Annotated in this window: 22 protein-coding genes; 19 read left to right on the forward strand and 3 right to left on the reverse strand. The window is 65.6% G+C overall.

Annotated elements, in window-relative coordinates:
* Positions 1 to 10: 10 nt before the first annotated feature.
* Positions 11 to 460: a hypothetical protein gene (locus EB835_RS07055; protein WP_135808827.1), complete on the reverse strand. Its 450-nt coding sequence runs from the start codon at positions 458 to 460 to the stop codon at positions 11 to 13.
* 65 nt (positions 461 to 525) lie between these two features.
* Positions 526 to 876 carry a hypothetical protein gene (locus EB835_RS07060; protein WP_135808760.1) on the reverse strand — a complete coding sequence of 117 codons (351 nt, stop codon included), beginning with the start codon at positions 874 to 876 and terminating at the stop codon, positions 526 to 528.
* 114 nt (positions 877 to 990) lie between these two features.
* Here EB835_RS07060 and EB835_RS07065 point away from each other — a divergent pair, with 114 nt between their 5' ends.
* The 10 genes from EB835_RS07065 to EB835_RS07110 all read left to right on the forward strand — a co-directional run bounded on the left by EB835_RS07065 (position 991) and on the right by EB835_RS07110 (position 14,113).
* Positions 991 to 2,202: a cysteine desulfurase family protein gene (locus tag EB835_RS07065; RefSeq protein ID WP_135808761.1), complete on the forward strand. Its 1,212-nt coding sequence runs from the start codon at positions 991 to 993 to the stop codon at positions 2,200 to 2,202.
* Positions 2,199 to 3,413 (forward strand): tRNA 2-thiouridine(34) synthase MnmA, encoded by a 1,215-nt coding sequence (gene mnmA, locus EB835_RS07070; RefSeq protein WP_135808762.1) that lies wholly within the window; start codon positions 2,199 to 2,201, stop codon positions 3,411 to 3,413. Before EB835_RS07065 ends, mnmA begins: the two co-directional genes overlap by 4 nt.
* 68 nt (positions 3,414 to 3,481) lie before the next feature.
* Complete coding sequence (locus EB835_RS07075; RefSeq protein WP_135808763.1) at positions 3,482 to 5,524, forward strand: S9 family peptidase; 2,043 nt, start codon at positions 3,482 to 3,484, stop codon at positions 5,522 to 5,524.
* Complete coding sequence (locus tag EB835_RS07080) at positions 5,490 to 6,617, forward strand: uroporphyrinogen decarboxylase/cobalamine-independent methonine synthase family protein (protein WP_135808764.1); 1,128 nt, start codon at positions 5,490 to 5,492, stop codon at positions 6,615 to 6,617. The genes EB835_RS07075 and EB835_RS07080 overlap by 35 nt, the downstream gene beginning before the upstream one ends.
* Positions 6,614 to 8,782, forward strand: a complete 2,169-nt coding sequence (gene ligA, locus EB835_RS07085) for an NAD-dependent DNA ligase LigA (protein ID WP_135808765.1) — start codon at positions 6,614 to 6,616, stop codon at positions 8,780 to 8,782. Before EB835_RS07080 ends, ligA begins: the two co-directional genes overlap by 4 nt.
* A 156-nt stretch (positions 8,783 to 8,938) precedes the next feature.
* Complete coding sequence (locus tag EB835_RS07090; protein ID WP_135808766.1) at positions 8,939 to 9,454, forward strand: hypothetical protein; 516 nt, start codon at positions 8,939 to 8,941, stop codon at positions 9,452 to 9,454.
* A 126-nt stretch (positions 9,455 to 9,580) separates the two neighbouring features.
* Positions 9,581 to 9,886 carry an Asp-tRNA(Asn)/Glu-tRNA(Gln) amidotransferase subunit GatC gene (gene gatC / locus EB835_RS07095; RefSeq protein WP_135808767.1) on the forward strand — a complete coding sequence of 102 codons (306 nt, stop codon included), beginning with the start codon at positions 9,581 to 9,583 and terminating at the stop codon, positions 9,884 to 9,886.
* Between the two features lies 1 nt (position 9,887).
* The gene (gene gatA / locus EB835_RS07100) at positions 9,888 to 11,387 is read left to right on the forward strand and encodes an Asp-tRNA(Asn)/Glu-tRNA(Gln) amidotransferase subunit GatA (protein WP_135808768.1); all 1,500 of its coding nucleotides are present in this window, start codon (positions 9,888 to 9,890) and stop codon (positions 11,385 to 11,387) included.
* Complete coding sequence (gene gatB, locus EB835_RS07105) at positions 11,384 to 12,865, forward strand: Asp-tRNA(Asn)/Glu-tRNA(Gln) amidotransferase subunit GatB (RefSeq protein WP_135808769.1); 1,482 nt, start codon at positions 11,384 to 11,386, stop codon at positions 12,863 to 12,865. Before gatA ends, gatB begins: the two co-directional genes overlap by 4 nt.
* Positions 12,866 to 13,078: 213 nt before the next feature.
* Positions 13,079 to 14,113, forward strand: coding sequence for a hypothetical protein (locus EB835_RS07110; protein WP_240688605.1), 1,035 nt, complete (start codon positions 13,079 to 13,081; stop codon positions 14,111 to 14,113).
* An 18-nt stretch (positions 14,114 to 14,131) separates the two neighbouring features.
* Here EB835_RS07110 and def read toward each other — a convergent pair whose 3' ends face one another.
* Entirely contained in the window at positions 14,132 to 14,704 is a 573-nt protein-coding gene (def, locus tag EB835_RS07115; protein WP_135808770.1) for a peptide deformylase, read from the reverse strand.
* Positions 14,705 to 15,143: 439 nt separating this feature from the next.
* Between def and cysK the strand changes: the two genes are divergently transcribed.
* The 9 genes from cysK to EB835_RS20585 all read left to right on the forward strand — a co-directional run bounded on the left by cysK (position 15,144) and on the right by EB835_RS20585 (position 24,090).
* Positions 15,144 to 16,070, forward strand: coding sequence for a cysteine synthase A (cysK, locus tag EB835_RS07120; RefSeq protein ID WP_135808771.1), 927 nt, complete (start codon positions 15,144 to 15,146; stop codon positions 16,068 to 16,070).
* 101 nt (positions 16,071 to 16,171) lie between these two features.
* Positions 16,172 to 16,846, forward strand: a complete 675-nt coding sequence (epsC, locus tag EB835_RS07125) for a serine O-acetyltransferase (RefSeq protein ID WP_135808772.1) — start codon at positions 16,172 to 16,174, stop codon at positions 16,844 to 16,846.
* A 314-nt stretch (positions 16,847 to 17,160) separates the two neighbouring features.
* The gene (locus EB835_RS07130; RefSeq protein WP_135808773.1) at positions 17,161 to 18,339 is read left to right on the forward strand and encodes an LLM class flavin-dependent oxidoreductase; all 1,179 of its coding nucleotides are present in this window, start codon (positions 17,161 to 17,163) and stop codon (positions 18,337 to 18,339) included.
* Positions 18,336 to 19,046, forward strand: a complete 711-nt coding sequence (locus EB835_RS07135; RefSeq protein ID WP_240688606.1) for an NAD(P)H-dependent oxidoreductase — start codon at positions 18,336 to 18,338, stop codon at positions 19,044 to 19,046. The genes EB835_RS07130 and EB835_RS07135 overlap by 4 nt, the downstream gene beginning before the upstream one ends.
* Position 19,047: 1 nt before the next feature.
* Complete coding sequence (locus tag EB835_RS07140) at positions 19,048 to 19,515, forward strand: MarR family winged helix-turn-helix transcriptional regulator (protein WP_135808774.1); 468 nt, start codon at positions 19,048 to 19,050, stop codon at positions 19,513 to 19,515.
* An 87-nt stretch (positions 19,516 to 19,602) separates the two neighbouring features.
* Complete coding sequence (locus EB835_RS07145; protein ID WP_135808775.1) at positions 19,603 to 20,547, forward strand: 2-hydroxyacid dehydrogenase; 945 nt, start codon at positions 19,603 to 19,605, stop codon at positions 20,545 to 20,547.
* Between the two features lie 144 nt (positions 20,548 to 20,691).
* Positions 20,692 to 22,404: a dihydroxy-acid dehydratase gene (gene ilvD, locus EB835_RS07150; RefSeq protein ID WP_135808776.1), complete on the forward strand. Its 1,713-nt coding sequence runs from the start codon at positions 20,692 to 20,694 to the stop codon at positions 22,402 to 22,404.
* A 500-nt stretch (positions 22,405 to 22,904) separates the two neighbouring features.
* Entirely contained in the window at positions 22,905 to 23,888 is a 984-nt protein-coding gene (locus EB835_RS07155) for an ABC transporter permease (RefSeq protein ID WP_135808777.1), read from the forward strand.
* Between the two features lies 1 nt (position 23,889).
* Complete coding sequence (locus EB835_RS20585; protein ID WP_240688607.1) at positions 23,890 to 24,090, forward strand: hypothetical protein; 201 nt, start codon at positions 23,890 to 23,892, stop codon at positions 24,088 to 24,090.
* The last annotated feature ends 34 nt before the right edge of the window (positions 24,091 to 24,124 follow it).

Genomic DNA, 24,124 nt, shown 5'->3' on the forward strand with positions numbered 1-24,124 from the left:
AGGCTCGTGCTCAGCCGCGGTGGGCGCGACGGCCGACGCGCAGCAGCCACCACAGGCCGATGAGCGGCAGGATCAGCGGAATATAGCCGTATCCGCTGCCGAAGTTCGACCACACCGACGGCTTCGCGAAGTCCTCGGGGTGGGTGTGGCTGAGGATGCCGACGACGATGACGCCGACGAACTCGATCGCGCAGGCGGCAACGGCGATCCGGTGCGAGACACGGTTGCCGATGACCAGGCAGATGGTGGCGAGGATGTAGATCACCGCAGCCATTGCCGACAGTGAGTACGCGATCGGCGCGACGTCGAATTCGCGGATGAGCTGGTAGCCCGCCCGCGCGGTGGCCGAGAGCGCGAAGACCCCGTACACCGCGGTCAGTGCCCGTCCCGGTCCGGTATGCATCGCCGAGTACGGGGACCGTCCCGTCTTTTCCGACTTTCCCGTCGCCGAGACGGCCATGGAGTCTCTGCTGCCCGTTGAGTTCGCATCGTCGGCGGAGTCCCCGCCGAACCGGTTGCTTCTGGTCACTGCCAAATCTGGTCCAATCTCTCGATCATCACGATCACCGTCAGTCCCGCTGCGGCAAGCACCCCCGGCCCCCAGCGGCTCAGTTCCGCAAACGCCCAGAATCCTGCCAGCGCCATGACCATGATCGCGGTGATGATGTAGCCGAAGTAGAGCAGCGGGTCGACATCATGCGTGGAGCCGAAGGTCGCGATCGAGATGATCAGCTGCACGATGAGCAGCAGCAGAAGCAGGGCGGCACCGCCGAGCAGGGCTTTGCCGGCCGGGCGGTTGCGGATGGTCTCGATGAGCGACCACAGGGTCAAAACGCCGGTGACGGCGTAGAGGACGATGGTGAAAACGGTGAACACCCGACCCAGTTTAGTCGGCCTCAGTGCTCGCCAGCTTCTCCGCATGCGCCGCTTCGCGGGTGAGATGCCGCACGGATCCTGGCCGCAGCCCGGATCAGGGCCTAAAATTGCAGGGTGCCCATCTATCTTGATCACGCCGCCACCTCGCCGATGCCCGCCGAGGTGCTCGAGGTGTACACGCAGGAGCTGGCCCGCAGAGCCAATCCCTCGGCCCTGCACGCCGTCGGACAGTCGGCGCGCATGCGCATCGAAGAAGCACGGGAGGTCATCGCCCGTGCGGTCGGTGCGGCCACCTCGTCGGAGGTCATCTTCACTTCGGGAGGCACCGAGGCGGACAATTTCGCGCTCAAGGGCCTCTACCTCTCCCGCAATGACGGGACGTTCACCGACCCCGCCCGGCCGCGGGTGCTGACGACGACGATCGAACACCCGGCGATCCTCGAGACCGTGGAATGGCTGGAGGGCTTCGGCGCCGAAGCCGTCTACCTCGACGTCGACTCGACCGGACGTCTCGACCTCGATGCTGCGACCGCCGAGCTGCGCAGGGATCCCGAGCGCACCGCGCTCATCAGCGTGATGGCCGCGAACAATGAGATCGGGACCCTGCAGCCCGTGCGTGAGATCGGTGAGCTCGCCGCCGAACTCGGCATCCCCTTCCACATCGACGCCGTGCAGGCGCTCGGGCAGATCCCGTTGGACTTCGCGGCATTCCGGGCCACGGCGATGACGATCACCGCGCATAAGATCGGCGGACCGGTGGGCATCGGTGCACTGCTGCTCGATCGGTCGGCGACCCCGACCCCCATCCTCCACGGCGGGGGACAGGAACGCGGAGTGCGCTCGGGAACCCTCGACGTCGCCGGGGCCGTGGCCTTCGCGGCGGCCGTCGACCTCGTCACCGGCGATCTCGAAGCGCGGGCGGCTCGTCTGTCGGGTCTGCGCGACCGCCTCATCGCCGGCATCGAATCCGCGATCGACGGCGCAGTGCTGTCCGGTCCGCGCGGTGAGGGCCGACTGCCGGCCAATGCCCACTTCACATTCCCCGGCTGCGAAGGTGACACGCTGCTGTTCGGCCTCGACGCCAGGGGCCTGGCCACCTCGACGGGTTCGGCCTGCTCGGCCGGGGTCTCCCGTCCCTCCGCCGTGCTGCTGGCCTGCGGACTGGATGAGGACACCGCCCGCTCCACCCAGCGTTTCACCCTCGGCCATGACACGACCGAAGCCGACGTCGAGGCCCTGCTCGAGGCCCTGCCCGAGGTCGTCGAGCAGGCACGCCGAGCCGGGATGGTCTCGGCAACACCCCGATGGATGCAAGGAGCATCATGAGAGTACTCGTCGCCATGTCCGGCGGAGTCGATTCGTCCGTAGCCGCGGCGCGCGCCGTCGATGCCGGACACGAAGTCGTCGGCGTCCACCTCGCCCTGTCCCGGATGCCCGGCACCCTGCGCACCGGATCGCGCGGCTGCTGCACGATCGAAGACTCCCGCGACGCCCACCGCGTGGCCGGGATGCTCGACATCCCCTTCTACGTCTGGGACTTCTCCGAGAGGTTCAAGGAAGACATCGTCGATGACTTCATCGCCGAATACGCCGCCGGTCGCACCCCGAACCCGTGCATGCGCTGCAATGAGCGCATCAAATTCGCCGCCCTCCTCGACCGGGCGCTGGCCTTGGACTTCGACGCCATCGCCACCGGCCACTATGCCGAGGTGCTGCGCGATGACGACGGTCGGCCCGAACTGCACCGCGGCGAGGACCTGGCCAAGGATCAGTCGTACGTCCTCGGTGTGCTCACCTCCGATCAGCTCGAGCACTGCTATTTCCCGATCGGTGCGACCGCTTCGAAGGCCGAAGTGCGCGCCGAGGCGGCCGATCGCGGGTTCTCCGTGGCGAACAAGCCCGACTCCTATGACATCTGCTTCATCCCCGACGGTGACACGAAGGCGTGGCTGGCCGACAAGATCCCGATGCGTCCCGGACTCATCAAGGACTCCGAGGGCGAGGTCCTCGGCGAACACGACGGGGCGATGACGTACACGATCGGTCAGCGCAAGGGCCTGGGCATCGAGAAGCCGGCCTCTGACGGCAAGCCGCGCTTCGTCACCGGTCTCGACCCGGCCACGAACACCGTCACCGTGGGATCGCGTGGCGATCTCGCCGTCTCCCACCTCACCGGCATCCGCACCTCGTGGGCCGGGTCCGCACCGTCGGATATGGGAGACACCCCGGAGGCAGGCATCGACTGCGAAGTGCAGATCCGCGCCCATGCCGATCCGGTGCCGGCCCGCGCCTGGCTCGGCGAGTTCGTCGCCGAAGCGCCCGAGCATGAGTCGAACCCGATCATCGACGAGGTCGAGGTGCCGGCCGCACGCCCGGCCGGACAGCTCATGCACGTCGACGTCGACGAGGAGCTGTCCGGAGTGGCCCCGGGCCAGACCATGGTCATCTACCGCGGCACCCGGGTGCTCGGCCAGGCCACCATCGACTCCACGGCGAAGGGCCGTATCACCCCGGCCCCCGAATTCGCCGACGCCTGAGCCCGCCCCACCTCACCGAGGTGAGGCGGTTCAGGGCCGATGTCGGCCACTGGCGATACTCTGGGGACATGAAGGAATGTCCCCAAGATGTCGTCACGGCACCTTATGGAACCTGGTCTTCGCCTCTGGGCGCCGCCGAGGTGGCTGCCGGTGCCGCTCCGATCTTCGATGCCGCCTTCCGCGGGGATGAGATCTTCTATTCGACGAAGATCCCCACCGAGAAGGCCCGCACCGGACTCGTCCGCACATCACTGTCGCGTCCCGGAGACAGCGAACAGGTCATTCCGGCAGGCTTCAACATCCGCTCCGCCGTCCATGAGTACGGGGGAGCGTCGTGGGCTCTCGACCAGAGCAGCGAGGTCATCTACTTCGTCAACGCCGCTGATCAGCGCGTGTGGCAGATCATTCCCGGTCGTGCTCCGCACGCCCTGACCCCGGACACTTCGGGACGGATCCGCTACGGGGATCTGCACATGAGCCCATGGGGTCTGCTGTGCGTGCGTGAGGACTGTCGGTCCACTCGCCGTGAACGCGCCATCGTGCTGCTGACGAAGCACGGGACGACGAATGTGCTGTCGACCCACTCTCATTTCATGGCCTGGCCCAGGCTCTCACCCGATGGCAGCACCTTGGCGTTCATCGGCTGGGAACACCCGAACATGCCCTGGGACGGAACCACCCTGTGGCTGGTGGATGTGCGCATCCCCGCCACACCCGCGGTCGCTGTGCTCAGCGGCGACGGTGTCAAACGTCGACGGTATTCCGAACCGGCGATGCCGCGCCCGACCGATCCGGGGATCTCCCTGTTACAGCCGGAATTCACCTCGGACTCCTCCCTGCATGTCATCTCCGACCACGAAGGGCACTGGTCTCTGTTCGCCCTCGACATCGACCTCGTCGCCGCGCGTCCCATCGTCACCGACGAACCGAGGCCACCGGCACCCGAACAGCTCGGCGTCGACCGTCTGCGCCCGGTCATCGACACCGGTGAGGAGATCGGCGGCGCCCTGTGGCAGCTGGGCGCCCGTTGGCACCTCAACGACGATGACGAGGTGTGGGCACACTCGCAGGCCGCGACGGCGACGCTCGTGCGCAGCCGACTCACGGACACCCCGACAGATATGATCTCCGAGGCCGTGACCTGGGAGGCCATCGACACACCGCGGGAGACGTTCGGCACCATCGAACTCCACGACCTCGGGCGCACCCACCTGCTGCTGACGGCGAAGTCGACCAGGCGACCCGGAGTCCTCTGCGCCGTCGATCGGAGGACCGGACTGTTCACCGAGATCGCCAGCGAACGCCTCGACACCCATCAGAGCTACTACTCCCGCCCACGGGTCGGTGAACTCGGGGGAGTTCCCGTCGTCATCCACCCGCCGCACAACCCCCGCTTCGCGGCGCCTGAGGACGAACTCCCACCCTTCGTCGTCTCGATCCACGGCGGTCCCACGGGGCAGGCGACCCCGGAGATGACGGCCCGCACGAGCTTCTTCACTTCCCAGGGCATCGGCGTCCTCGAGGTCAACTACGGCGGCTCGACCGGTTTCGGCCGCGCCTGGCGCGACCGACTGCGCGGGCAGTGGGGAATCGTCGACGTCGAGGACACCGTCGCCGCAGTCAACGGACTCGTCACGGCCGGACTCGCCGACCCGCAGCGCATCGCGATCTCGGGAGCCTCCTCGGGCGGGTGGACCGTGCTCTCGGCCCTGGCCTCGACGAACGTGTTCGCCTGCGGCACCTCATACTTCGGCGTCACCGACCTCATGCGCTTCGTCATCGACACCCACGATTTCGAGTCCCATTACATCGACGGACTCGTCGGCCCCTGGCCTGCGGCGCAGGACGAATACATCACTCGCTCACCGATCCGGCGGGTCCCCGACATCACCGTGCCGGTGGCGATCATGCAGGGCGACCGCGATCCGATCGTCCCACCCTCACAGGCGCAGGATTTCGTCGATACACTCGAACTGGCAGGAGTGGAGTACATTTACCGTCTGTACAAGGGCGAATCCCACGGTTTCGTCCGTGCCGAGACCATCATCGATTCCTTGGAAAGCGAGTTCGGATTCTATGTCGACGTCTTCGGAATCCCGCGCACCCGCTGAACTCGCCCCGACCACGGTGCTGCCGGCGGCCACGACCACCGGCCTCTGGCTGCCGGGGGCGCGTGACCCCCACCGCAGCTATATCGCCACGAGCCCGGTTCGCGAGGCCGCAGCGGCCGGATTCGACATCCTCGCCGATCAGCTGCCGCCTGTCCCGCTGACCGCTCACCTGTCCGAGGACCGGTGGGGCGCCGATGCCATCGGCCGTGCCGTCGGCCTGCTCACCGATCTCCACGTCGACCGCACCTCCTACGGGTGGCGGCTGACCGCCTCGGCGGGCAAGGACGAGAGACTCGAGGACTCGGCGCTCGTCGAAGCCTTCGACGCGATCGCCGAATACGGCCAGACCCGCCCCGGACAGGTCCAGATCAGCCTGCCGGGACCGTGGACGCTCGTGACCGCGCTGAGCCTGAGCTCCGGTGCCCGCGTGCTGGCCGATCACGGTGCGCGCCGTGATGTCGTCCAGGCCTATGCCTTCGGCATCGCCGCCTTCACCGACCGCATCGCGAGCCTCGGTATTCAGCCGACCGTCCGCCTCGTCGAATCCCGGCTGGCCCCGGTCCTCACCGGCACTTGGCCGACCGTGTCCGGGTGGGCGAGCCTGCCGGCGATCAGCGAGACCCAAGTGTGGGCGGCGCTCGAATCCACGCTGCGCCACCTCCCGCCCACCGTGCTCGCCCTGCCGAATCTCGACCCTCTGCACCTGCAGGGCAAGGAGATTCCCGCCGCCGAGGCGCTGCGCCGCACCGGTGCGACCTCCGTGTCCGTGCCGTTGGCTACGCTCAAGTCACACAGTTGGGAACAGCTGGCCATCCTCGCCGAGGCGGGGCTCGGCACCTGGATCCACCTGCCGTCGACGGCAGGTGGGCGATCGGACGCGGTCAATCACTGGTGCGAGCGGATCCGCACCCCGTGGTCGCGCATCGGCATGGGGGTCGCGAGTCTGCGCGAATTCGGGATCATCGCCGGTCCGGAGCTGCCGATGACCTACCCGCCGCTGCTGGACGACCAACAGGGGATCGGCCCCGAACACAACAGGGGAACCATGACCGTCGCCGCCGGTCTGCGGCGGGCTCTTGAGGAGATCGAATGACCACGACACCGGAGAATGCTGACCTGTCCGATGCGACCGAACGCGCCCAGGTCCATGCTCAGCTGACCGAGAGGATCGAAGAGCTTCGGGCCGCGTACTATCAGGACTCCCTGCTCGCCTCCGATGCCGAGTACGACGACCTCGTCCACCGTCTCGAAGACCTCGAGGCGAAGTACCCGGAACTCATCACCGACTCCTCGCCGACGCAGACCGTCGGGGGTGTCGTCGACACCTCGACCTTCGACCCGGTCGAACACATCGGTCCGATGTACAGCCTCGACAACGTCTTCGACTATGACGAACTGCGGGCCTGGTACGAACGGGTCCGGTCGGCCACCTCGGCGAAGTCGAAGTTCCTGTGCGAACTCAAGATCGACGGACTTGCCGTCAACCTGCTCTACCGAAACGGCGAACTCGTCCGCGCTGCGACCCGCGGCGACGGACGCATCGGCGAGGACATCACCGCGAATGTGCGCACGATCTCCGATATCCCGCACCACCTCGACACCGAGCACCCTCCGGCCGAGGTCGAGATCCGCGGCGAGGTGTTCTTCCCCGTCGAGGAGTTCGCCGAACTCAACGCCTCCCTCGTCGACGAAGGCAAGGCTCCCTTTGCGAACCCGCGGAATTCCGCCGCCGGTTCACTGCGGCAGAAGGACCCGGCGGTCACCGCCCGCCGCCCCCTGCACATGCTCGTCCACGGAATCGCCGTGTGGACGCCGGCCGATGATTCGCATCCGGAACCGGCCCACCAGTCCGAGGTGTACGAGCAGTTCCGAACGTGGGGTCTGCCGATCAGCGACTATTTCAAGGTCCTCGACACCGTCGAAGAGATCGAAGACTTCATCGGCTACTACGGCGAGCACCGCCATGACGTCACTCACGAGATCGACGGAATCGTCATCAAGATCGACGATATCGCCGTGCAGGAGACCCTCGGGTACACCTCGCGCGCGCCTCGGTGGGCGACCGCATTCAAATACCCGCCCGAGGAGGTCACGACGAAACTCCTCGATATCCAGGTGCAGGTGGGGCGGACCGGGCGGGTGACACCATTTGCCGTGATGGAACCGGTGACCGTGGCAGGATCGACAGTGGAGCGGGCGACCCTGCACAACGGGTACGAGGTCACACGCAAGGGCGTGCTCATCGGCGACACGGTCACCCTGCGCAAGGCCGGCGACGTCATCCCCGAGGTGCTCGGACCGGTTGCGGACCTGCGTGACGGGTCCGAACGCGAATTCGTCATGCCCACTCACTGTCCATCCTGCGGGACCGAACTCGGGGAGCAGAAGGAAGGAGATAAGGACCTGCGGTGCCCGAACTCCCGGTCCTGCCCGGCGCAGCTGGCCAACCGCATCTTCTACCTCGCCTCCCGGGCGGCCTTCGACATCGAAGCCCTCGGCGAGGAAGCGGCACTGGCGCTGACGGCCCCGGCCGAACCGGACACGCCTCCGCTGACCTCCGAGGTCTTCCTCTTCGATCTGACTCCGGACGATCTTGCCGACGTGAAGATCTGGCGGAACAAGAAGGTCAAAGGGGTGGAGACCGGTGAGCGGGAGCTCGTGCCCTACTTCTATACGCGTGAGACTGCGAAGAAGCCGAGCGCCCCGAGCGCGAACACGAAGAAGCTGTTCGACGAGCTCGAGAAGGCGAAGGACCAGGATCTGTGGCGGGTGCTCGTGGCCTTGTCGATCCGTCATGTCGGCCCGACGGCCGCCCGGACCTTGGCTTCGAAGTTCCGGTCCCTCGATGTGATCCGGGATGCCGGCCTCGAGGAGCTCTCGGCCGTCGACGGCATCGGACCGACGATCGCCGCGAGCATCCGTGCCTGGTTCGAGATCGACTGGCACAACGAGATCGTCGACACCTGGAAAGCCGCCGGAGTCCGGATGGAGGACGAAGAGGTCGAATCCTCTGCACAGACTCTGGACGGGCTGACGATCGTCGCCACCGGTTCACTGAGCACTTTCACCCGCGACGGCATCAAGGAGGCGATCCTCGGCGCCGGAGGCAAGGCGGCGGGTTCGGTCTCGAAGAAGACAGACTATGTCGTCGCCGGTGAGAACGCCGGTTCGAAGCTGGAGAAGGCGGAGTCGCTGGGAGTGCCCGTGCTCGACGAGGACCAGTTCAGGGTTCTGCTGGAGACCGGCAGCCTCGACTGAGCGCACGCTCCACCACTGAGTTCGTCCGTCACCGGAATAGATGGCGGCACCGAGCGGTTGACGAATGTGACTGCCGACCGATTCGTCACCGAATTCAGAGTTCGAGTCCAGACTCAGTCAAGCTCAGAGACAGATTCGAGTGGAAGAGTGTGGGACATGAGATGGATTCCGCGACTCCTTGCCGGCACCGCCGTCGTCGTCGCCGCGGCACTGACCGCAGCTCCCGTGACGGCAGGCTTGGCCGATCTGGTGCTCAACCCGGGACCGCCGACGACCAAGCGAAATGCCCAGCAGGCTCTGACCTCCGTGCCCACTCCGGCCACTCCGGTCACCGGGCGAACCGAGGAGTCGAGCACTGACGACGGCGGTTCGCATCAGATCGTCGAAGGCACCATCGTCGATGACTCGACCGACGGGCCTGCTTTCACCGGAAGCCGGGCGACCGGCGCTCTGTCGATCGGCGCACAGTCGACCGGTGCACTGTCGGCCGGCACCGAACTCGTCGCCGCCACCACGGCCGACGCCCAGGATCGCATCGCAGGCCTCTCCGCCGATCTGCAGGCCGGAGTGGCGGCCGGTGAGTTCACTCAGGCCGACGCCGACCGGGTGCTCACCGACATCGCCGGCTACATCCACGGCGACCGCACCTGGCCCGAACGCCTCACCCCCTAAATTTGCTACCCGACGGCGGCTCTGCAACCCCGCGCGAGGTTGCAGAGCCGCCGTCGGGTAGTTCTGGGAGGGGGTCGGGGAGAGACTAGACTGGGGGCGAGTGAAAACGACGATGAAAGGCAGGGAATGACGGAGTCTTCCGCAATCACCCCCGAACAGGTGGAGCATCTGGCTTCACTGTCTCGGATCGCCATGGGCGAGGACGAGCTCAAATCGCTCGCCGGTGATCTGAGCACAATTCTGGGAAACGTCGCCAGGGTCAACGAAGTGGCCGGCGACGACGTGCCCGCAACCAGCCACCCCATCCCGCTGACGAACGTCATGCGCCCCGACGTCGTGGGCGAGACGCTGACCAGCGAACAGGCACTGGCCTCGGCCCCGGCCGCCGAGGATGACAAGTTCCTCGTCCCGCAGATCCTCGGGGAGGAATGAGATGACCGAACTCACGAACAAGAGCGCCCTCGAACTCGCTGCAGGACTGGCCTCCGGCGAGTTCTCTTCCGTCGAGGTCACGCAGGCCCACCTCGAACGCATCAACGCCACCGAGGATGACTTCAACTCCTTCATCACCGTCACCGACGAGGCGGCCCTGGCCACCGCAAAGGCCGTCGACGCCAAACGCTCCGCCGGTGAGGACCTCCATGCCCTGGCCGGTGTGCCGGTGGCGCTGAAGGACCTCGTCGTCACCGAGGGCGTGCGCACCACCGCCGGGTCGAAGATGCTCGAAAACTGGGTCCCGCCCTACGAATCGACTGTGCACAACAAGGTCAAGGACGCCGGTCTGCCGGTGCTCGGCAAGACCAACCTCGACGAATTCGCGATGGGATCGACGACCGAGCACTCGGCGTTCGGCAACACCCGCAACCCGTGGAACCTCGACCACGTCCCCGGCGGTTCCTCCGGCGGTGCCGCCGCGGCACTGGCCGGATTCCAAGCGCCCCTGTCTGTGGGCACCGACACCGGCGGATCCGTCCGCCAGCCCGCTGCGTTCACCGGCACCGTCGGTGTGAAGCCGACCTACGGGTCGATCTCACGCTTCGGCATCATCGCCATGGCCTCGAGCCTCGACCAGGTCGGACCGATGGGCCGGTCGGTCACGGATGCCGCGGCCCTGCACGAGCTGCTGGCCGGACACGATCCGCTCGACTCCACCTCCCTGCCCGACGAGGTCGGCGGCTACCTCAATGCCGCGCAGACCAGCGAACTCAAGGGCAAGAAGCTCGGCGTTATCAAGCAGCTGGCCGGTGAGGGCTACCAGGACGGAGTCCGCACCGCGTTCACCGCCGCTCTTGAAACCGCCGCCGCAGCAGGCGCCGAGATCGTCGAGGTCGACTGCCCGTCGATCTCCTATGCCCTTGACGCCTACTACCTCATCATGCCCTCCGAGGTGTCCTCGAACCTGGCTCGCTACGACGGTATGCGCTACGGACTGCGCGTCGAACCGGAATCCGGTCCCGTCACCGCCGAGACCGTCATGTCGGCCACCCGCGCCGCCGGCTTCGGCGACGAGGTCAAGCGCCGCATCATCCTCGGCACCTATGCACTGTCAGCCGGTTACTACGACGCCTACTACGGTTCGGCACAGAAGATCCGCACCCTGGTGCAGAACGACTTCGCCAAGGCCTTCGCCGCGTGTGACGTCCTCGTGTCCCCGACGGCCCCGACGACCGCGCTGAAGTTCGGTGCGGAGAAGGCCGCCGATCCGATGGCCCTCTATCTCGGCGATGTCGCGACGATCCCGGCGAACCTCGCCGGAATCCCGGGCCTGTCCCTGCCAGCAGGTCTGGCCGACGGTCTGCCCGTCGGCTTCCAGATCCTCGCCCCAGCCCGAGAGGACGTCAGACTCTACGAGGTGGCCGGACCCCTGGAAGCCACACTCGAATCCGCCGGCGGACGTGTGCTCGACACTCTCGCGGAAGGACTGACCAAGTGAAATACGAAGACGCGATCAAGAGATACGATCCGGTCATCGGCATCGAGGTCCACGTCGAGCTCGGCACCGCGACCAAGATGTTCGACGCCGCCCCCAACACCTTCGGCGGCGGACCGAACACGAACGTGACCCCGACCTCCCTCGGCCTGCCCGGCTCCCTGCCCGTGGTCAACGAGAAGGGCGTCGAGTACGCGATCAAGATCGGCCTAGCACTCGGCTGCGAGATCGCAGAGACCTGCCGATTCGCCCGCAAGAACTACTTCTACCCGGACGTGCCCAAGGACTTCCAGACCAGCCAGTCCGACGAGCCCATCGCATCCGAAGGCCAGGTCGAGGTCGAACTCGAGGACGGCACCATCGTCACCGTCCCCGTCGAGCGCGCCCACATGGAAGAGGACGCCGGAAAGAACACGCACGTGGGAGGGGCCACCGGCCGTATCCAGGGCGCCGACCATTCCCTCGTCGACTACAACCGCGCCGGAGTGCCGCTCGTGGAGATCGTCACCCACCCGATCACTGGGACAGGGGACCGGGCCGCCGAGGTGGCCGCCTCCTATGTGCGCACGCTGAGGGACATCTTCCGCGCCCTCGACGTCTCCGAAGCCCGCATGGAGCAGGGCAACGTCCGCGCCGACGTCAACGTGTCCCTGCGCGAAAGCCCCGACGCACCGCTGGGGACACGGACCGAGACGAAGAACGTCAACTCCTTCCGTTCGATCGAACGCGCCGTGCGCTTCGAGATCGCCCGCCAGGCGACCCTCCTCGAGGCGGGGGAGAAGGTCGTACAGGAGACCCGGCACTTCCACGAGGAGACCGGAGAGACCTCGTCGGGACGTCCGAAATCCGACGCCGACGACTACCGCTACTTCCCGGAACCGGACCTCGTGCCGCTGCAGCCGGCCCGGGCATGGGTCGAGGAGCTGCGGGCGAGCCTGCCGGAGCTGCCGGCGCAGAAGCGTCGCCGCCTCCTCGGGGAATGGAAGTTCTCCGACCTGGAGATGCGCGACATCGTCAACGCCGGACTCCTCGAAGCCATCGAGGACACCGTCACCTCCGGTGCGAAGCCTGCTCAGGCACGCAAATGGTGGACCGGTGAGGTCGCCCGCCTGGCCAACCAGGAGGACAAGCACCCCACCGAGATCGTCACACCCGTTCAGGTCGCCGGTCTCATCGACCTCATCGATCAGGGCAAGCTCAACGACAAACTCGCCAAGGACGTGCTCACCGGAGTCGTCGCAGGCGAGGGCGAGCCCGCCGAGGTGATGAAAGCCCGCGACCTCGAGATCGTCGAGGACACAGGTGCCCTCGAAGTCGCCGTCGAGGAGGCCATCGCGGCCAACCCCGATGTGGTCGAGAAGATCAAGGGCGGAAAGATGCAGGCGATCGGTGCGCTCATGGGCCCGATCATGAAGGCGACGAAGGGTCAGGCCGACGCCGGAAAGGCCAAGGACCTGATCCTGGCCAAGATCAATGGCTGAGAACCGACAGCAGTGACCGATCCTGCCCACAGTCGGACTCTGAGGCGGCCGACCGAAACTCAGGATTGATCCAGCCGCACCCTCTAGACTGTGCGTCCAAGGGAACCGACCGGTTCCCGAGCACAGCGGAGGGTGTGGCTGTTCGCACTCCCCGCAGCTGATGGCCCAGAGGGCAGGGCCGAGTGCGTGACGCACACGCGTGGAGGTGAAGCGGTGTCCGAGTGGAAGTCGCTGTGGAAGAGCGAATGCGGGAAGTCCGCGCCGATCTATCGGGTGCTCGTGCCCGACAGCGTCAACGAGGCGGTGCTGCGCGCGTGGAGCGCCCGCGGATACCGATATTCGGCCGGAGCCCCGAGCGCGATCATGCTCACCGGTGGGATGAGTCGGAACTTCTTTCGCTCCAGTGTCCTGTTCAAGGGCGGCACCGCCGCCGGCACTGCTGCGACCGCAGGATTCGCTGCACCCGGGGGACTGGCACTGGTCTCGGGATTCGCCGATGCTGCACTGACCTTCGGCGGGATGGGGGCGGCAACTGCCCTGGGCACCGGGATCTTCGCTGCCGTCACCGGCCCCAGATACCTGCGTGACCCGAAGCGTCTGAGCCGGAAGAACCGGCGCAAGGTCGCCGGCGCCAAATGGGTGACCCCGGCCAGCCTCGGCTACCTGCCCGGTCGCAAGGAAGGCCGCGACACCGACGAACAGCGTCTGTTCCATCTGGCGGTCACAATCGCCCGCAAGATCGTGCGGACCCGGGCGTGGACCCACCCGATCCTCAAAGACCACGTCTCACGCGTCGACCTCGACCACGCCGTGGCCTCCATCGGAGTGCGGCTGCAGGAACTCGTCAGCCTCCGCGAGGAGATCGAAGGAATCCGCGATGCGGGAACCGCAAAGTCGGTGGAGACATACCTGTCGAAGCTGGCTGTCGCATTCTCGTCAATGGCGCGCCGCGTGGAATCGATGCACGAATACTATCAGCGGCTGCTCGAGCTCGATCAGCAGCTCATGCTGCTGCACAACTCCGAACGCTCACGCGAGCTCGGCGACCGGGTGCTCGACGTGCTCTCCCGCACCGCCGCTGATGATTCCGCTGATTGGCAGTTCCGGGAGCTGCGCATCGATGCGGATTCGCAGTCGTCGATCATCACCGGACTCGTCGCCGAACTCGAGCAGACCGCCGATGACTTCGATGACTTCGACACCCGTCTGGCCGCGGCGCAGAAATCCATCGACGAACTCGAAGCCTAGGCACATGCCCGTCTCGGCTCAGTGACCGAAGGGGTCGGGGTCGACTCCCGGCTGCCACGAGAGTCCCGGCTGGTTGTAGCCATGAGCCTCCTGGGCCTTCTTCCACTTCCTCGACCAGCGCTTGTCGAGACGGTCGACATAGAGGGTTCCCTGCAGGTGGTCGTATTCGTGCTGCATGATGCGGGCGAACCACCCGTCCGCACTCAGCGTCACCGGCCGACCTGTCTCATCGAAGCCGTTGATGGTGACCCTCTCAGCTCGTTTGAGAGGGAAGTCGAGAGACGGCACCGACAGGCATCCTTCGGACTCGTCATCCGGATCGGGGCGGGTGTCGGGCACCTTCGACGAGATGAGCACTGGATTGACGAAAGTGCCGCGGCGGCGCACACCGTGATCGTCATCGGCGTTGAAGACGAAGACGGATCTGCCGATTCCGATCTGCGGTGCGGCCAGTCCGACACCGTTGCTGGCGTCGAGAGTCTCGTGCATGTCGGCGACGAGTTCGGCAAGACTCTCGTCGAACTCGGTGACCTTCTCGGCACGGCGATGCAGAACGGGCTCGCCGTAGACGACGATGGGATGAATAGCCATGAGGACAATCGTATCGGTCTCCACGGCCGTCCCAGCCCTCGGGACCGGGGCCACACTGGGCGGCGTCTCAGATCACTTGACCGCGATCTCACAGCGGCCGTCGCGAACGCTGCCGCCGCCAATGCCACGGTGCGGCCACCTCGGTGATTGTGTGCACTGATTGCTCAGCGGATGACCGGAACTGACGCTCAAGCGAGTGGATCGATCTGCAGTTGTTCCGGGTCTGTGATACTGGTTGTCATAAAGTTTCGCCCCCAGCGAACAGAGATTGTTGAGCAACATATCTGGGAACATGTTCAGGGGCGGCGAGGTTATGATGAGGGCAAGCCGTCTCGGACCACGAGATGAAAGCTGTCGCTCAACCCCTGCCGGAGCAGTTCTGCCGAGTGGTGAGAGGCCTGTGACGGCGGGTGCACACAGTAGCGTGAAAGGACTTACTTTGACCATCTTCAACAACGTCTCCGATCTGGTCGGCCGTACTCCGCTGATCCGCGTCAACAAGGCCAGCGAGCGCTCCGGTGCCGAAATCGTTGCGAAGCTCGAATCGTACAACCCGGGCAACTCCGTCAAGGACCGCATCGGCGTGGCGATGATCGATGCAGCCGAGAAGTCCGGCGATCTGCAGCCCGGCGGCACGATCGTCGAAGCCACCTCGGGCAACACCGGCATCGCTCTGGCGATGGTCGGCACCTCCCGCGGCTACACGGTCAAGCTGACGATGCCCGAGTCGATGTCGAAGGAACGTCGCGCCCTGCTGCGCGCCTTCGGAGCAGAGCTCGTCCTCACCGACAAGGCCGAGGGCATGAAGGGCGCGGTCGCCAAGGCCGAGGAGCTCGCGGCCGGCGGCGCAGTGCTCGTGCGCCAGTTCGAGAACCAGGCCAACGCCGAGATCCACAAGTCCACAACCGGCCCCGAGATCCTTGCCGACACCGACGGCAAGGTCGACATCTTCGTCTCCGGCATCGGCACCGGCGGCACCATCACCGGCGCCGGTGCCGCTCTGCGCGAGGCCAACCCCGATGTGAAGATCATCGCCGTCGAGCCCGCCGCTTCGCCGCTGCTGACCGAAGGCAAGGCTGGACCGCACGCGATCCAGGGACTCGGCGCGAACTTCGTGCCCAAGGTGCTCGACACCGAGATCTACGATGAGGTCGTCACCGTCGACAACGACGCAGCCATCGAACGTGCCCGCGAGGTGGCGAAGGAAGAGGGCCTGCTCGTGGGTATCTCCTCCGGTGCGGCACTCTCCGCAGCCGAGGCTGTTGCCGCGCGTCCGGAGAACGCCGGCAAGCGCGTCGTCGTCATCGTCCCCGACTTCGGCGAGCGCTACCTGTCGACACCGCTGTTCTCCGAATACCTCGACTGACAGCGAGCGACCGGCATGAGGGCGTCAAACTCAGGTTTGGCGCCTTCGGCGTCTCGGAATCCGCGACGGACAGAACGAAGAGCAGAACAAGGACGGACAAGATGAAGGCACTGTGGGCGGCGGCCGCCGCGGTCGCGGGAGCGGCAGTCTACGGGTTGAGCCGACCCGGAGTGCGGGAGACCCTGCGCGAAGACCTCGACACCGTGCGGCGACGTGACCCCGCGGCGACGAGCGACTTCGTCTCGCTGGTCTCCTATCCCGGAATGCACGCCATCTGGGCACACCGCGGACTTCACCGGCTGTGGCAGCACGACGCAGGGAAGACCCCGGCGCGACTGATGTCGCAGCTGGTGCGGACGCTGACCGGTGTGGAGATCCACCCGGGGGCGGAGATCGGGCGTCGATTCTTCATCGACCATGCCAACGGAGTCGTCATCGGCGAGACCTCGGAGATCGGCGACGACGTCATGCTCTACCACCAGGTCACCCTCGGCGGCACGTCGATGGCACAGACGAAGCGTCATCCGACGATCGGCAGCCATGTGCTCGTCGGCGCCGGGGCGAAGATCCTCGGCCCGGTGGTCGTCGGCGACAACTCCGCAGTCGGGGCCAATGCCGTCGTCGTCAAGGACGTGGCGGCCGACTCGAGCGCCGTGGGCATTCCCGCGACCGTGCGTTCGAAGAAGAAGGGTGCCACCTCCGAGGCCGAGGCGAAGGCTGAATCTTCATCGAGGCGCCCGGACTTCGTCCTTGAGGACCCTGCTCTCTGGATCTGAGTTCGCACCAGGCTCGGTTTCACTCCTTCGGCGTCACTCGGCTGAGTCTCCGGACTACGGTGGACTGACCGCACGCGGCTCCTGCTTACCGGCGGGAGCCGCTTTTCGTGCATTTCCTGGTCGATCCACGGCGCTGGACCTCGGAATATCGCGGTGGATCGACCAGACAATCCGCTGAATGGCCCGCTACGTCCTTGCAGGAATACTTTCGCGACCAGTTCTGTTAAGATTTCAACTAGTTACTTCAAAATTGAAGTTAGTTCAGTCAGCAGGGCAGCCGCGAAGGCCGCAGGCACCCGGAAGCAGGAGGCGTCATGGAATTCGGAATCTTCACCATCGGCGATGTCACCACCGACCCCACCGACGGCACCACCGTCAGCGAACACCAGCGGATCAAGAACACCGTTGAGCTCGCGAAGAAGGCCGAAGAGGTCGGACTCGACGTCTTCGCCACTGGTCAGCACCACAACCCGCCCTTCGTGGCCCCCGCGAACCCGCCGGTCCTGCTGGGGAACATCGCCGCACAGACTTCGACGCTCGAACTCTCCACGGCGACCACGCTCATCACGACGACGGATCCCGTGCGCATCGCCGAAGACTACTCCTATGCGCAGCACCTCTCCGACGGTCGCATCAGCCTCATCATGGGCCGCGGCAACACCGGTCCCGTCTACCCGTGGTTCGGCAAGGACATCCGTGCCGGAATCCCGCTCGCGGTCGAGAACTACAACCTGCTCTACCGCCTGTGGCGGGAGAAGAACCTCGATTGGGAGGGCAAGTTCCGTACGCCGCTGAATGGGTTCACAGTGACCCCGACCCCGCTCGACGAGGTGCCGCCGTTCGTGTGGCACGGGTCGATCCGCAGCCCCGAGATCGCCGAACAGGCCGCCTACTACGGTGACGGGTTCTTCCACAACAACATCTTCTGGCCCACCTCGCACACCGCCCGGATGGTCCAGCTCTACCGCCAGCGCTATGAGTACTACGGCCACGGCAAGGCCAGTCAGGCGATCGTCGGCCTCGGCGGCCAGGTGTTCATGCGCAAGAACTCCCAGGACGCCGTCCGCGAGTTCCGCCCCTACTTCGACAACGCTCCGGTCTACGGTCACGGACCCAGCCTCGAGGACTTCTCGACGCAGACCCCGCTGACCGTCGGTTCGCCGCAGCAGGTCATCGAGCGCACCCTGAGCTTCCGCGACTGGGCCGGGGACTACCAGCGTCAGCTCTTCCTCATCGACCATGCGGGGCTGCCGCAGAAGACGGTGCTCGAGCAGCTCGATCTCCTCGGCGAAGAGGTCATCCCGGTGCTGCGTGAGGAGTTCGCGAAGGGCCGTCCCGCCGACGTCCCCGATGCCCCGACCCACGCATCCCTGGTCGCCCGGCATCAGGAAGGCCGCGACCCGATCCCCGGAGGCGGAGAGGGATCCCGTGCCTTCGAAGACCGACAGGCACGCGCCGCCGAAGCGGCGAAGGAAGGAGCCGACCAAGCATGAGCACGAAGGCGATGAACATCGTGGCCGTGACCACCTCGCTCAGCGAGGACTCGACCACGCTCAAACTCACCGATCGGATTCTCGCATCCGCCGCCTCGGCGGGGGAATCGGTGAGCATCGACGTGAGCGCGGAGGTCATCAACATCCGCAACCACGCCACCGCGCTCACGGACATGACCCTGACCGGGTTCCGCTCCGAAGAATTGGAGGCGGCCTTCGCCACCATCGCGGCAGCCGATGCGATCGTCACTGTCGCCCCGGTGTACAAGGCCGCCCCGGTCGGACTGCACACCCTGTTCTGGCAGCTCATGGACGACAAGGCGCTGAGCCGCAAGCCCGTGCTCATCGCCTCCACCGGCGGCACGGCGCGCCATTCGCTGGCCGGGGACGCGGTGCTGCGGCCGATGCTGTCCTACCTCAAGGGCATCGTCGTGCCCACGACGGTCTTCGCCGCCACCGACGACTGGGGAACCGTCGAAGGCGGCCGGGCGCTGACCGCCCGGATCCGTCAGGCGGGGGAGGAGCTCGTGTCCCTGACCGCGACGATCATCGGAGCCGGAGACGACGACCTCGCCGAGGCGGCCGATCTCGATTCGCGCGCCAGCGCAGGGTCGGGCGCGACTCCGGGGGCCGCTGCGAACCGCGGAATCGTCGACGAATTCGACCCCGCGAACGTCACTCCGTTCGCGCAGCTGCTCGAGGGCTGAGATGACGGAGATCAGATTCGGACGCGGACGAGAGGCGCTGGCGCAAAACGCGTGGCGGACCTACTTCGAGACCTCGCAGCGCATCCGCCAGGCCCTTGAGGCCCAGCTCAAGGACGATGCGGGCCTTGACGTCAGCGACTACAACACACTGCTCCTGCTGTGGGAAGCGCCGGAGCGGACGCTGACGATGAGCACCCTGGCGAAGAAGCTCGTCTTCTCGCCGTCGCGGCTGAACTATCGGATCAAGGTGCTCGTCGATGCGGGTCTGGTGACGAAGACCCAGTGCCTCGAGGACGGGCGTGCCCACAATGTGGCGCTCACCGAAATGGGGGCGCGGGCATTCCTGTCCGCTGGGTCCGAGCACAAGAGCTATGTCGACGAGATCTTCTTCGACCATGTCAGCGATGCCGAACTCGAGGTGATCGAGGCCGTCTTCACTCGGATCGGGAACGCTCTGCCCGAGCGCTGATGCGGGTTCTGCTCCAGTGACGAGGCCCGCCATCTCAGAGTGACGAAGGTCTCGGCACCGAGTGCGGCGGCGTGCCACAATGAGGGCATGTCCATCACCACAATCACCTTCCCGAACTCCGAGCTCCGCAACCGTGTGATCGCTCAGATCCCCGCTCACCAGCGTGCGAACGTCGACCTCGTCGTGTTCTCCGATGCCGAACGTTCGGCAAAGCTCAGCCGTGACGATGTCGACGTCGTCATCCTGCCGTACCTGGAATCCGGGCCGACGATCGAGCTGCTCGACGAGCTGCCCAACCTGCGCCTGGTCATCACGCAGACGACCGGATTCGATCCCGTCGCCCACCTGCCCGAACGGGGGATCCAGGTCGCGACCGCCTCCGGCGTGCACACCGGAGGGACCGCCGAGCTCGCCCTGGCGCTGACCCTGGCCAGCCTGCGTGGAATCGACGACGCCGTGCGCTCGCAGGTCTCTCGGGTGTGGGAACACCAGCGCTACCGTTCGCTGCAGGACCGGCGCGTGATGATCATCGGCGTCGGTGAGATCGGCGCGGCCATCGCCGACCGCTTCGACCCCTTCGAAGTCCAGCTCACCCGTGTCGCCTCGACCGCGCGTGAGGACAAGCGCGGGAAGATCCACGGCGTCGACGAGCTGCCGACGCTTCTGCCCCACACCGAGGTGGTTGTGCTTATCACCCCGCTCAACGAGGGCACCCACCGCCTCGTCGACGAGGAGTTCCTCAGTCTGCTGCCCGACAATGCGCTCATCGTCAACGTCGCTCGCGGCAAGGTCGTCGACACGGATGCGCTCGTGGCAGAGCTCGCCACCGGGCGACTCCACGCCGCCCTCGACGTCACCGACCCGGAGCCGCTGCCGCGCAATCACGCGCTGTGGGGAACTCCGAACACCCTCATCACGCCCCATGTCGGAGGCGACACCTCGGCGTTTGAGCCACGGGTCGTGAAGATCCTCGCCGGGCAGGTCAGGCGGATCAACGACGGCGAACAGCCGGTCAACCTCGTCAGGGTCTGAGACCCCGACAATAGGTCACGCGACTCTGCCCTAAGCGGGCCCGGAACACCGCCTCGCTGTCGGACTCTCGCATGGTGCCCAGGAGAGGTTCCACCATGCGAGAGTCCGGGGTGCGAATGCTGAAATCGGGCGTAGCATGCCTGCATGAGCATCGATACAGACACCACCACTCCAGACATCAAACCCCGTTCTCGCGATGTCACGGACGGCCTCGAAGCCACCGCCGCACGCGGGATGCTTCGCGCCGTCGGCATGGGCGACGATGACTGGGTGAAGCCGCAGGTCGCGATCGCGACTTCGTGGAACGAGATCACCCCCTGCAACATGTCGCTGCAGCGTCTCGGTTCGGCCGCCAAGGAAGGCGTCCACGAGGCCGGCGGCTTCCCGCTGGAATTCGGCACCATCTCCGTTTCGGACGGAATCTCGATGGGCCACGAGGGAATGCACTACTCGCTGGTCTCCCGTGAGGTCATCACCGACTCCGTGGAGACCGTGATGAGTGCCGAACGCCTCGACGGCTCCGTGCTCATGGCCGGCTGTGACAAGTCGATCCCCGGAATGCTCATGGCCTCCGCGCGTCTCGGCCTGTCCAGCGTCTTCCTCTACAACGGTTCGATCATGCCCGGCACCGCGAAGATGGAGGACGGCTCGGAGAAGGAAGTCACCCTCATCGACGCCTTCGAAGCTGTCGGCGCCTGCCGCGCGGGCACCATGTCCCAGGGCGACGTCGACGCCATCGAACGCGCCGTCTGCCCCGGTGAAGGCGCCTGCGGCGGAATGTACACGGCGAACACGATGGCCTCGGCCGCTGAAGCCATGGGGATGTCGCTTCCCGGTTCGGCCGCTCCGCCGGCCATCCACCGCAACCGCACGATGTTCGCCCGCAAGTCCGGTGAGGCAGTGGTCAACCTGCTGCGTCAGGGCATCACGGCGCGTGACATCATCACCCGCGAATCGCTGCACAATGCGATCGCCGTGGTCATGGCCTTCGGCGGTTCGACCAACGCAGTCCTCCACCTGCTCGCGATCGCGCACGAGGCCGGGGTCACCCTCGAACTCGACGACTTCAACCGCATCGGCGACAAGGTCCCGCACTTGGGCAACGTCAAGCCGTTCGGCCAGTACGTGATGAACGACGTCTTCAAGATCGGCGGCGTGCCCGTGATCATGAAGGCCCTCCTCGACGCCGGTCTCCTCAACGGCGACTGCCTGACCGTGACCGGCAAGACGGTGGCTGAGAACCTCGAGTCGATCAACCCGCCGGACCCGGACGGGAAGATCCTGCGCGCTCTCAACAATCCGATCCACGCGACCGGCGGCCTCACCGTCCTCCAGGGATCGCTGGCTCCCGAAGGCGCGGTCGTGAAGTCCGCGGGCTTCGATGCGGACGTCTTTGAGGGCACCGCTCGCGTCTTCAACCAGGAGAAGCCGGCGATGGACGCCGTCCTCAATGGGGAACTGAAGAAGGGCGACGTCGTCGTCATCCGCTACGAAGGGCCGAAGGGCGGACCCGGAATGCGCGAGATGCTCGCGATCACCGGCGCCATCAAGGGCGCAGGCATCGGCAAGGACGTCCTGCTGCTCACCGACGGTCGTTTCTCGGGCGGCTCGACAGGTCTGTGCATCGGCCATATCGCTCCCGAGGCTGTCGACGGCGGTCCGATCGCGCTCGTCGAGGACGGGGACAAGATCACCGTGGACATCGCGGCCCGTTCGATCGAGCTGCACGTCGACGAGGAGGTCCTGGCCGAGCGTCGCAAGACCTGGACGCTGCCGGAGAACCACCGCCTCACCGGTGTGCTCGGCAAGTACGCGAAGCTCGTGCAGTCGGCGTCGAAGGGCGCGGTCTGCTTCTGATTCAGTTCATGGTCAGCCGCTGACGTCGCCCAGTTCCGGGTGATGCCCGGCAGAGCGGGCCGGTTCCACCATCGCCGAGGCGGTGCAGACGAAGAGTCTGCACCGCCTCGGCGATTCTGCGGTCGAAATTCGAAGATGGCCGCATACGCCATTCCGGACCCCGCGATACGAAACTACAGTTACTGAAAAGTTACTTCGGCGTGTCGCGCGGATATCCGGGCGACACGCGGCCTTGTCGCAATCGGTACTGCAAGGGAAGTTTGTGTGACTGATCACATGGGGCTACAGTGCGAACTACGTTCAGTCGTTTATAAGGAGCCATTGAGGTTCTGCACATCTCGGCTGGTCTGCGCACCGCATATCCCAAAGGACCCTTGATCATAGATGATTGTCACCTCCTTCCCGATCCGCCATGAGATCTATTCCCAGCTTCCCGGACCGATGCACCATTCCGCTGACAAGGGCGAAGGCAGTCTGATCGCAGTGTCGTAGTCGACGCTATGGGAAAATACGTTCTGCGGCGGTTCATCAACTACTTCATCCTCGCGTTCATCGCGACGGTCACCGCCTACATCACGTCCAGCTCGTTCATGGATCCGGCATCCCGATACCGCGGCCAGAATCCGCCGCTGTCGGAAGAATCGATTCGATCCATCCTCAACGGCCACGGCACGAATCCCGAGGTCCCAGTCCTCGAGAGGACCTGGGATTGGCTGACGAACATCTTCCTCCACGGTGATTTCGGCACGACGGTGCACAACTCTCCGGTGCTGCAGGAGATCCTCGTCCGTGCCGGTGTCAGTCTCAAACTGCTGCTCATCGGTTCGATCATCGGAGCGATCCTCGGTGTGATCCTCGGCGTCTGGGGAGCCGTCAGACAATACAAGGCATCTGACCAGGTCGTGACCTATGCGTCCTATTTCATCATCGCCACTCCGACATTCGTCATCGGTGTGATCCTCATGATCATCGCCACCGGTTTCAACAATGCCCTCGGCACGACTCTCATCCGCTTCTCGGGTGACTATTCGGCGAATATCGACCCCGGGTTCATCCCGTGGTTCACCGATCAGATATCGCATATGCTGCTGCCGACTCTGGCGCTGGTGCTCATGGGTGCCGCGACGTACTCGCGTTACCAGCGTTCGGTCATGCTCGACGTCTTGGCATCGGATTTCATCCGCACCGCCCGGTCCAAGGGTCGCACCCGCAAGACCGCGCTGGTCAAGCACGGCGTGCGCGTCGCACTCATCCCGATGTCGACTTATTTCGCCTATGCATTCGGAACTCTGGTCGCAGGATCGTCGATGCTCGAAGTCGTCTTCTCCTGGAACGGCATGGGCCAATTCACCATCAACTCGATCCTGCAGTCAGATATCAACGCGGCCGCAGGGTCTGTCCTCTTCGTCGCAGTGCTCACACTCATGGCCTCGACCCTGTCCGAGGTGCTCTACGCCGCGCTCGACCCGAGAGTGAGGATCTGACATGGCAACAGACATCCCGATCTCCACAGAACCCGACACCGAGGTGGTGTCGAAGCGCTCAAAGCCGACCTCTCGGTCTATGCTCATCTGGCGGCGTCTGCGCTCGACACCACGTTTCTGGGTCGGCGGGATTCTGCTCGCGTTCTTCGTCCTCTTCGCGCTGTTCGGAAATACGATCAATATCTACTCTCCGACCGATTAGGACGTCTTCGCCCTCAACGAAGGTCCGAGCGCCC

Origin of the sequence: Brevibacterium sp. S22, assembly GCF_004745485.1 — a bacterium.
GTDB lineage: Bacteria > Actinomycetota > Actinomycetes > Actinomycetales > Brevibacteriaceae > Brevibacterium.

Bases quoted from the DNA above. Each gene is read 5' to 3' on its own strand.
- EB835_RS07055 (WP_135808827.1), bottom strand. From the start codon at position 460: ATGGCCGTCTCGGCGACGGGAAAGTCGGAAAAGACGGGACGGTCCCCG.
- mnmA (WP_135808762.1), top strand. From the start codon at position 2,199: ATGAGAGTACTCGTCGCCATGTCCGGCGGAGTCGATTCGTCCGTAGCC.
- EB835_RS07075 (WP_135808763.1), top strand. From the start codon at position 3,482: ATGAAGGAATGTCCCCAAGATGTCGTCACGGCACCTTATGGAACCTGG.
- EB835_RS07080 (WP_135808764.1), top strand. From the start codon at position 5,490: ATGTCGACGTCTTCGGAATCCCGCGCACCCGCTGAACTCGCCCCGACC.
- ligA (WP_135808765.1), top strand. From the start codon at position 6,614: ATGACCACGACACCGGAGAATGCTGACCTGTCCGATGCGACCGAACGC.
- EB835_RS07090 (WP_135808766.1), top strand. From the start codon at position 8,939: ATGAGATGGATTCCGCGACTCCTTGCCGGCACCGCCGTCGTCGTCGCC.
- gatC (WP_135808767.1), top strand. From the start codon at position 9,581: ATGACGGAGTCTTCCGCAATCACCCCCGAACAGGTGGAGCATCTGGCT.
- gatA (WP_135808768.1), top strand. From the start codon at position 9,888: ATGACCGAACTCACGAACAAGAGCGCCCTCGAACTCGCTGCAGGACTG.
- def (WP_135808770.1), bottom strand. From the start codon at position 14,704: ATGGCTATTCATCCCATCGTCGTCTACGGCGAGCCCGTTCTGCATCGC.
- epsC (WP_135808772.1), top strand. From the start codon at position 16,172: ATGAAGGCACTGTGGGCGGCGGCCGCCGCGGTCGCGGGAGCGGCAGTC.
- EB835_RS07130 (WP_135808773.1), top strand. From the start codon at position 17,161: ATGGAATTCGGAATCTTCACCATCGGCGATGTCACCACCGACCCCACC.
- EB835_RS07135 (WP_240688606.1), top strand. From the start codon at position 18,336: ATGAGCACGAAGGCGATGAACATCGTGGCCGTGACCACCTCGCTCAGC.
- EB835_RS07140 (WP_135808774.1), top strand. From the start codon at position 19,048: ATGACGGAGATCAGATTCGGACGCGGACGAGAGGCGCTGGCGCAAAAC.
- EB835_RS07145 (WP_135808775.1), top strand. From the start codon at position 19,603: ATGTCCATCACCACAATCACCTTCCCGAACTCCGAGCTCCGCAACCGT.
- ilvD (WP_135808776.1), top strand. From the start codon at position 20,692: ATGAGCATCGATACAGACACCACCACTCCAGACATCAAACCCCGTTCT.
- EB835_RS07155 (WP_135808777.1), top strand. From the start codon at position 22,905: ATGGGAAAATACGTTCTGCGGCGGTTCATCAACTACTTCATCCTCGCG.
- EB835_RS20585 (WP_240688607.1), top strand. From the start codon at position 23,890: ATGGCAACAGACATCCCGATCTCCACAGAACCCGACACCGAGGTGGTG.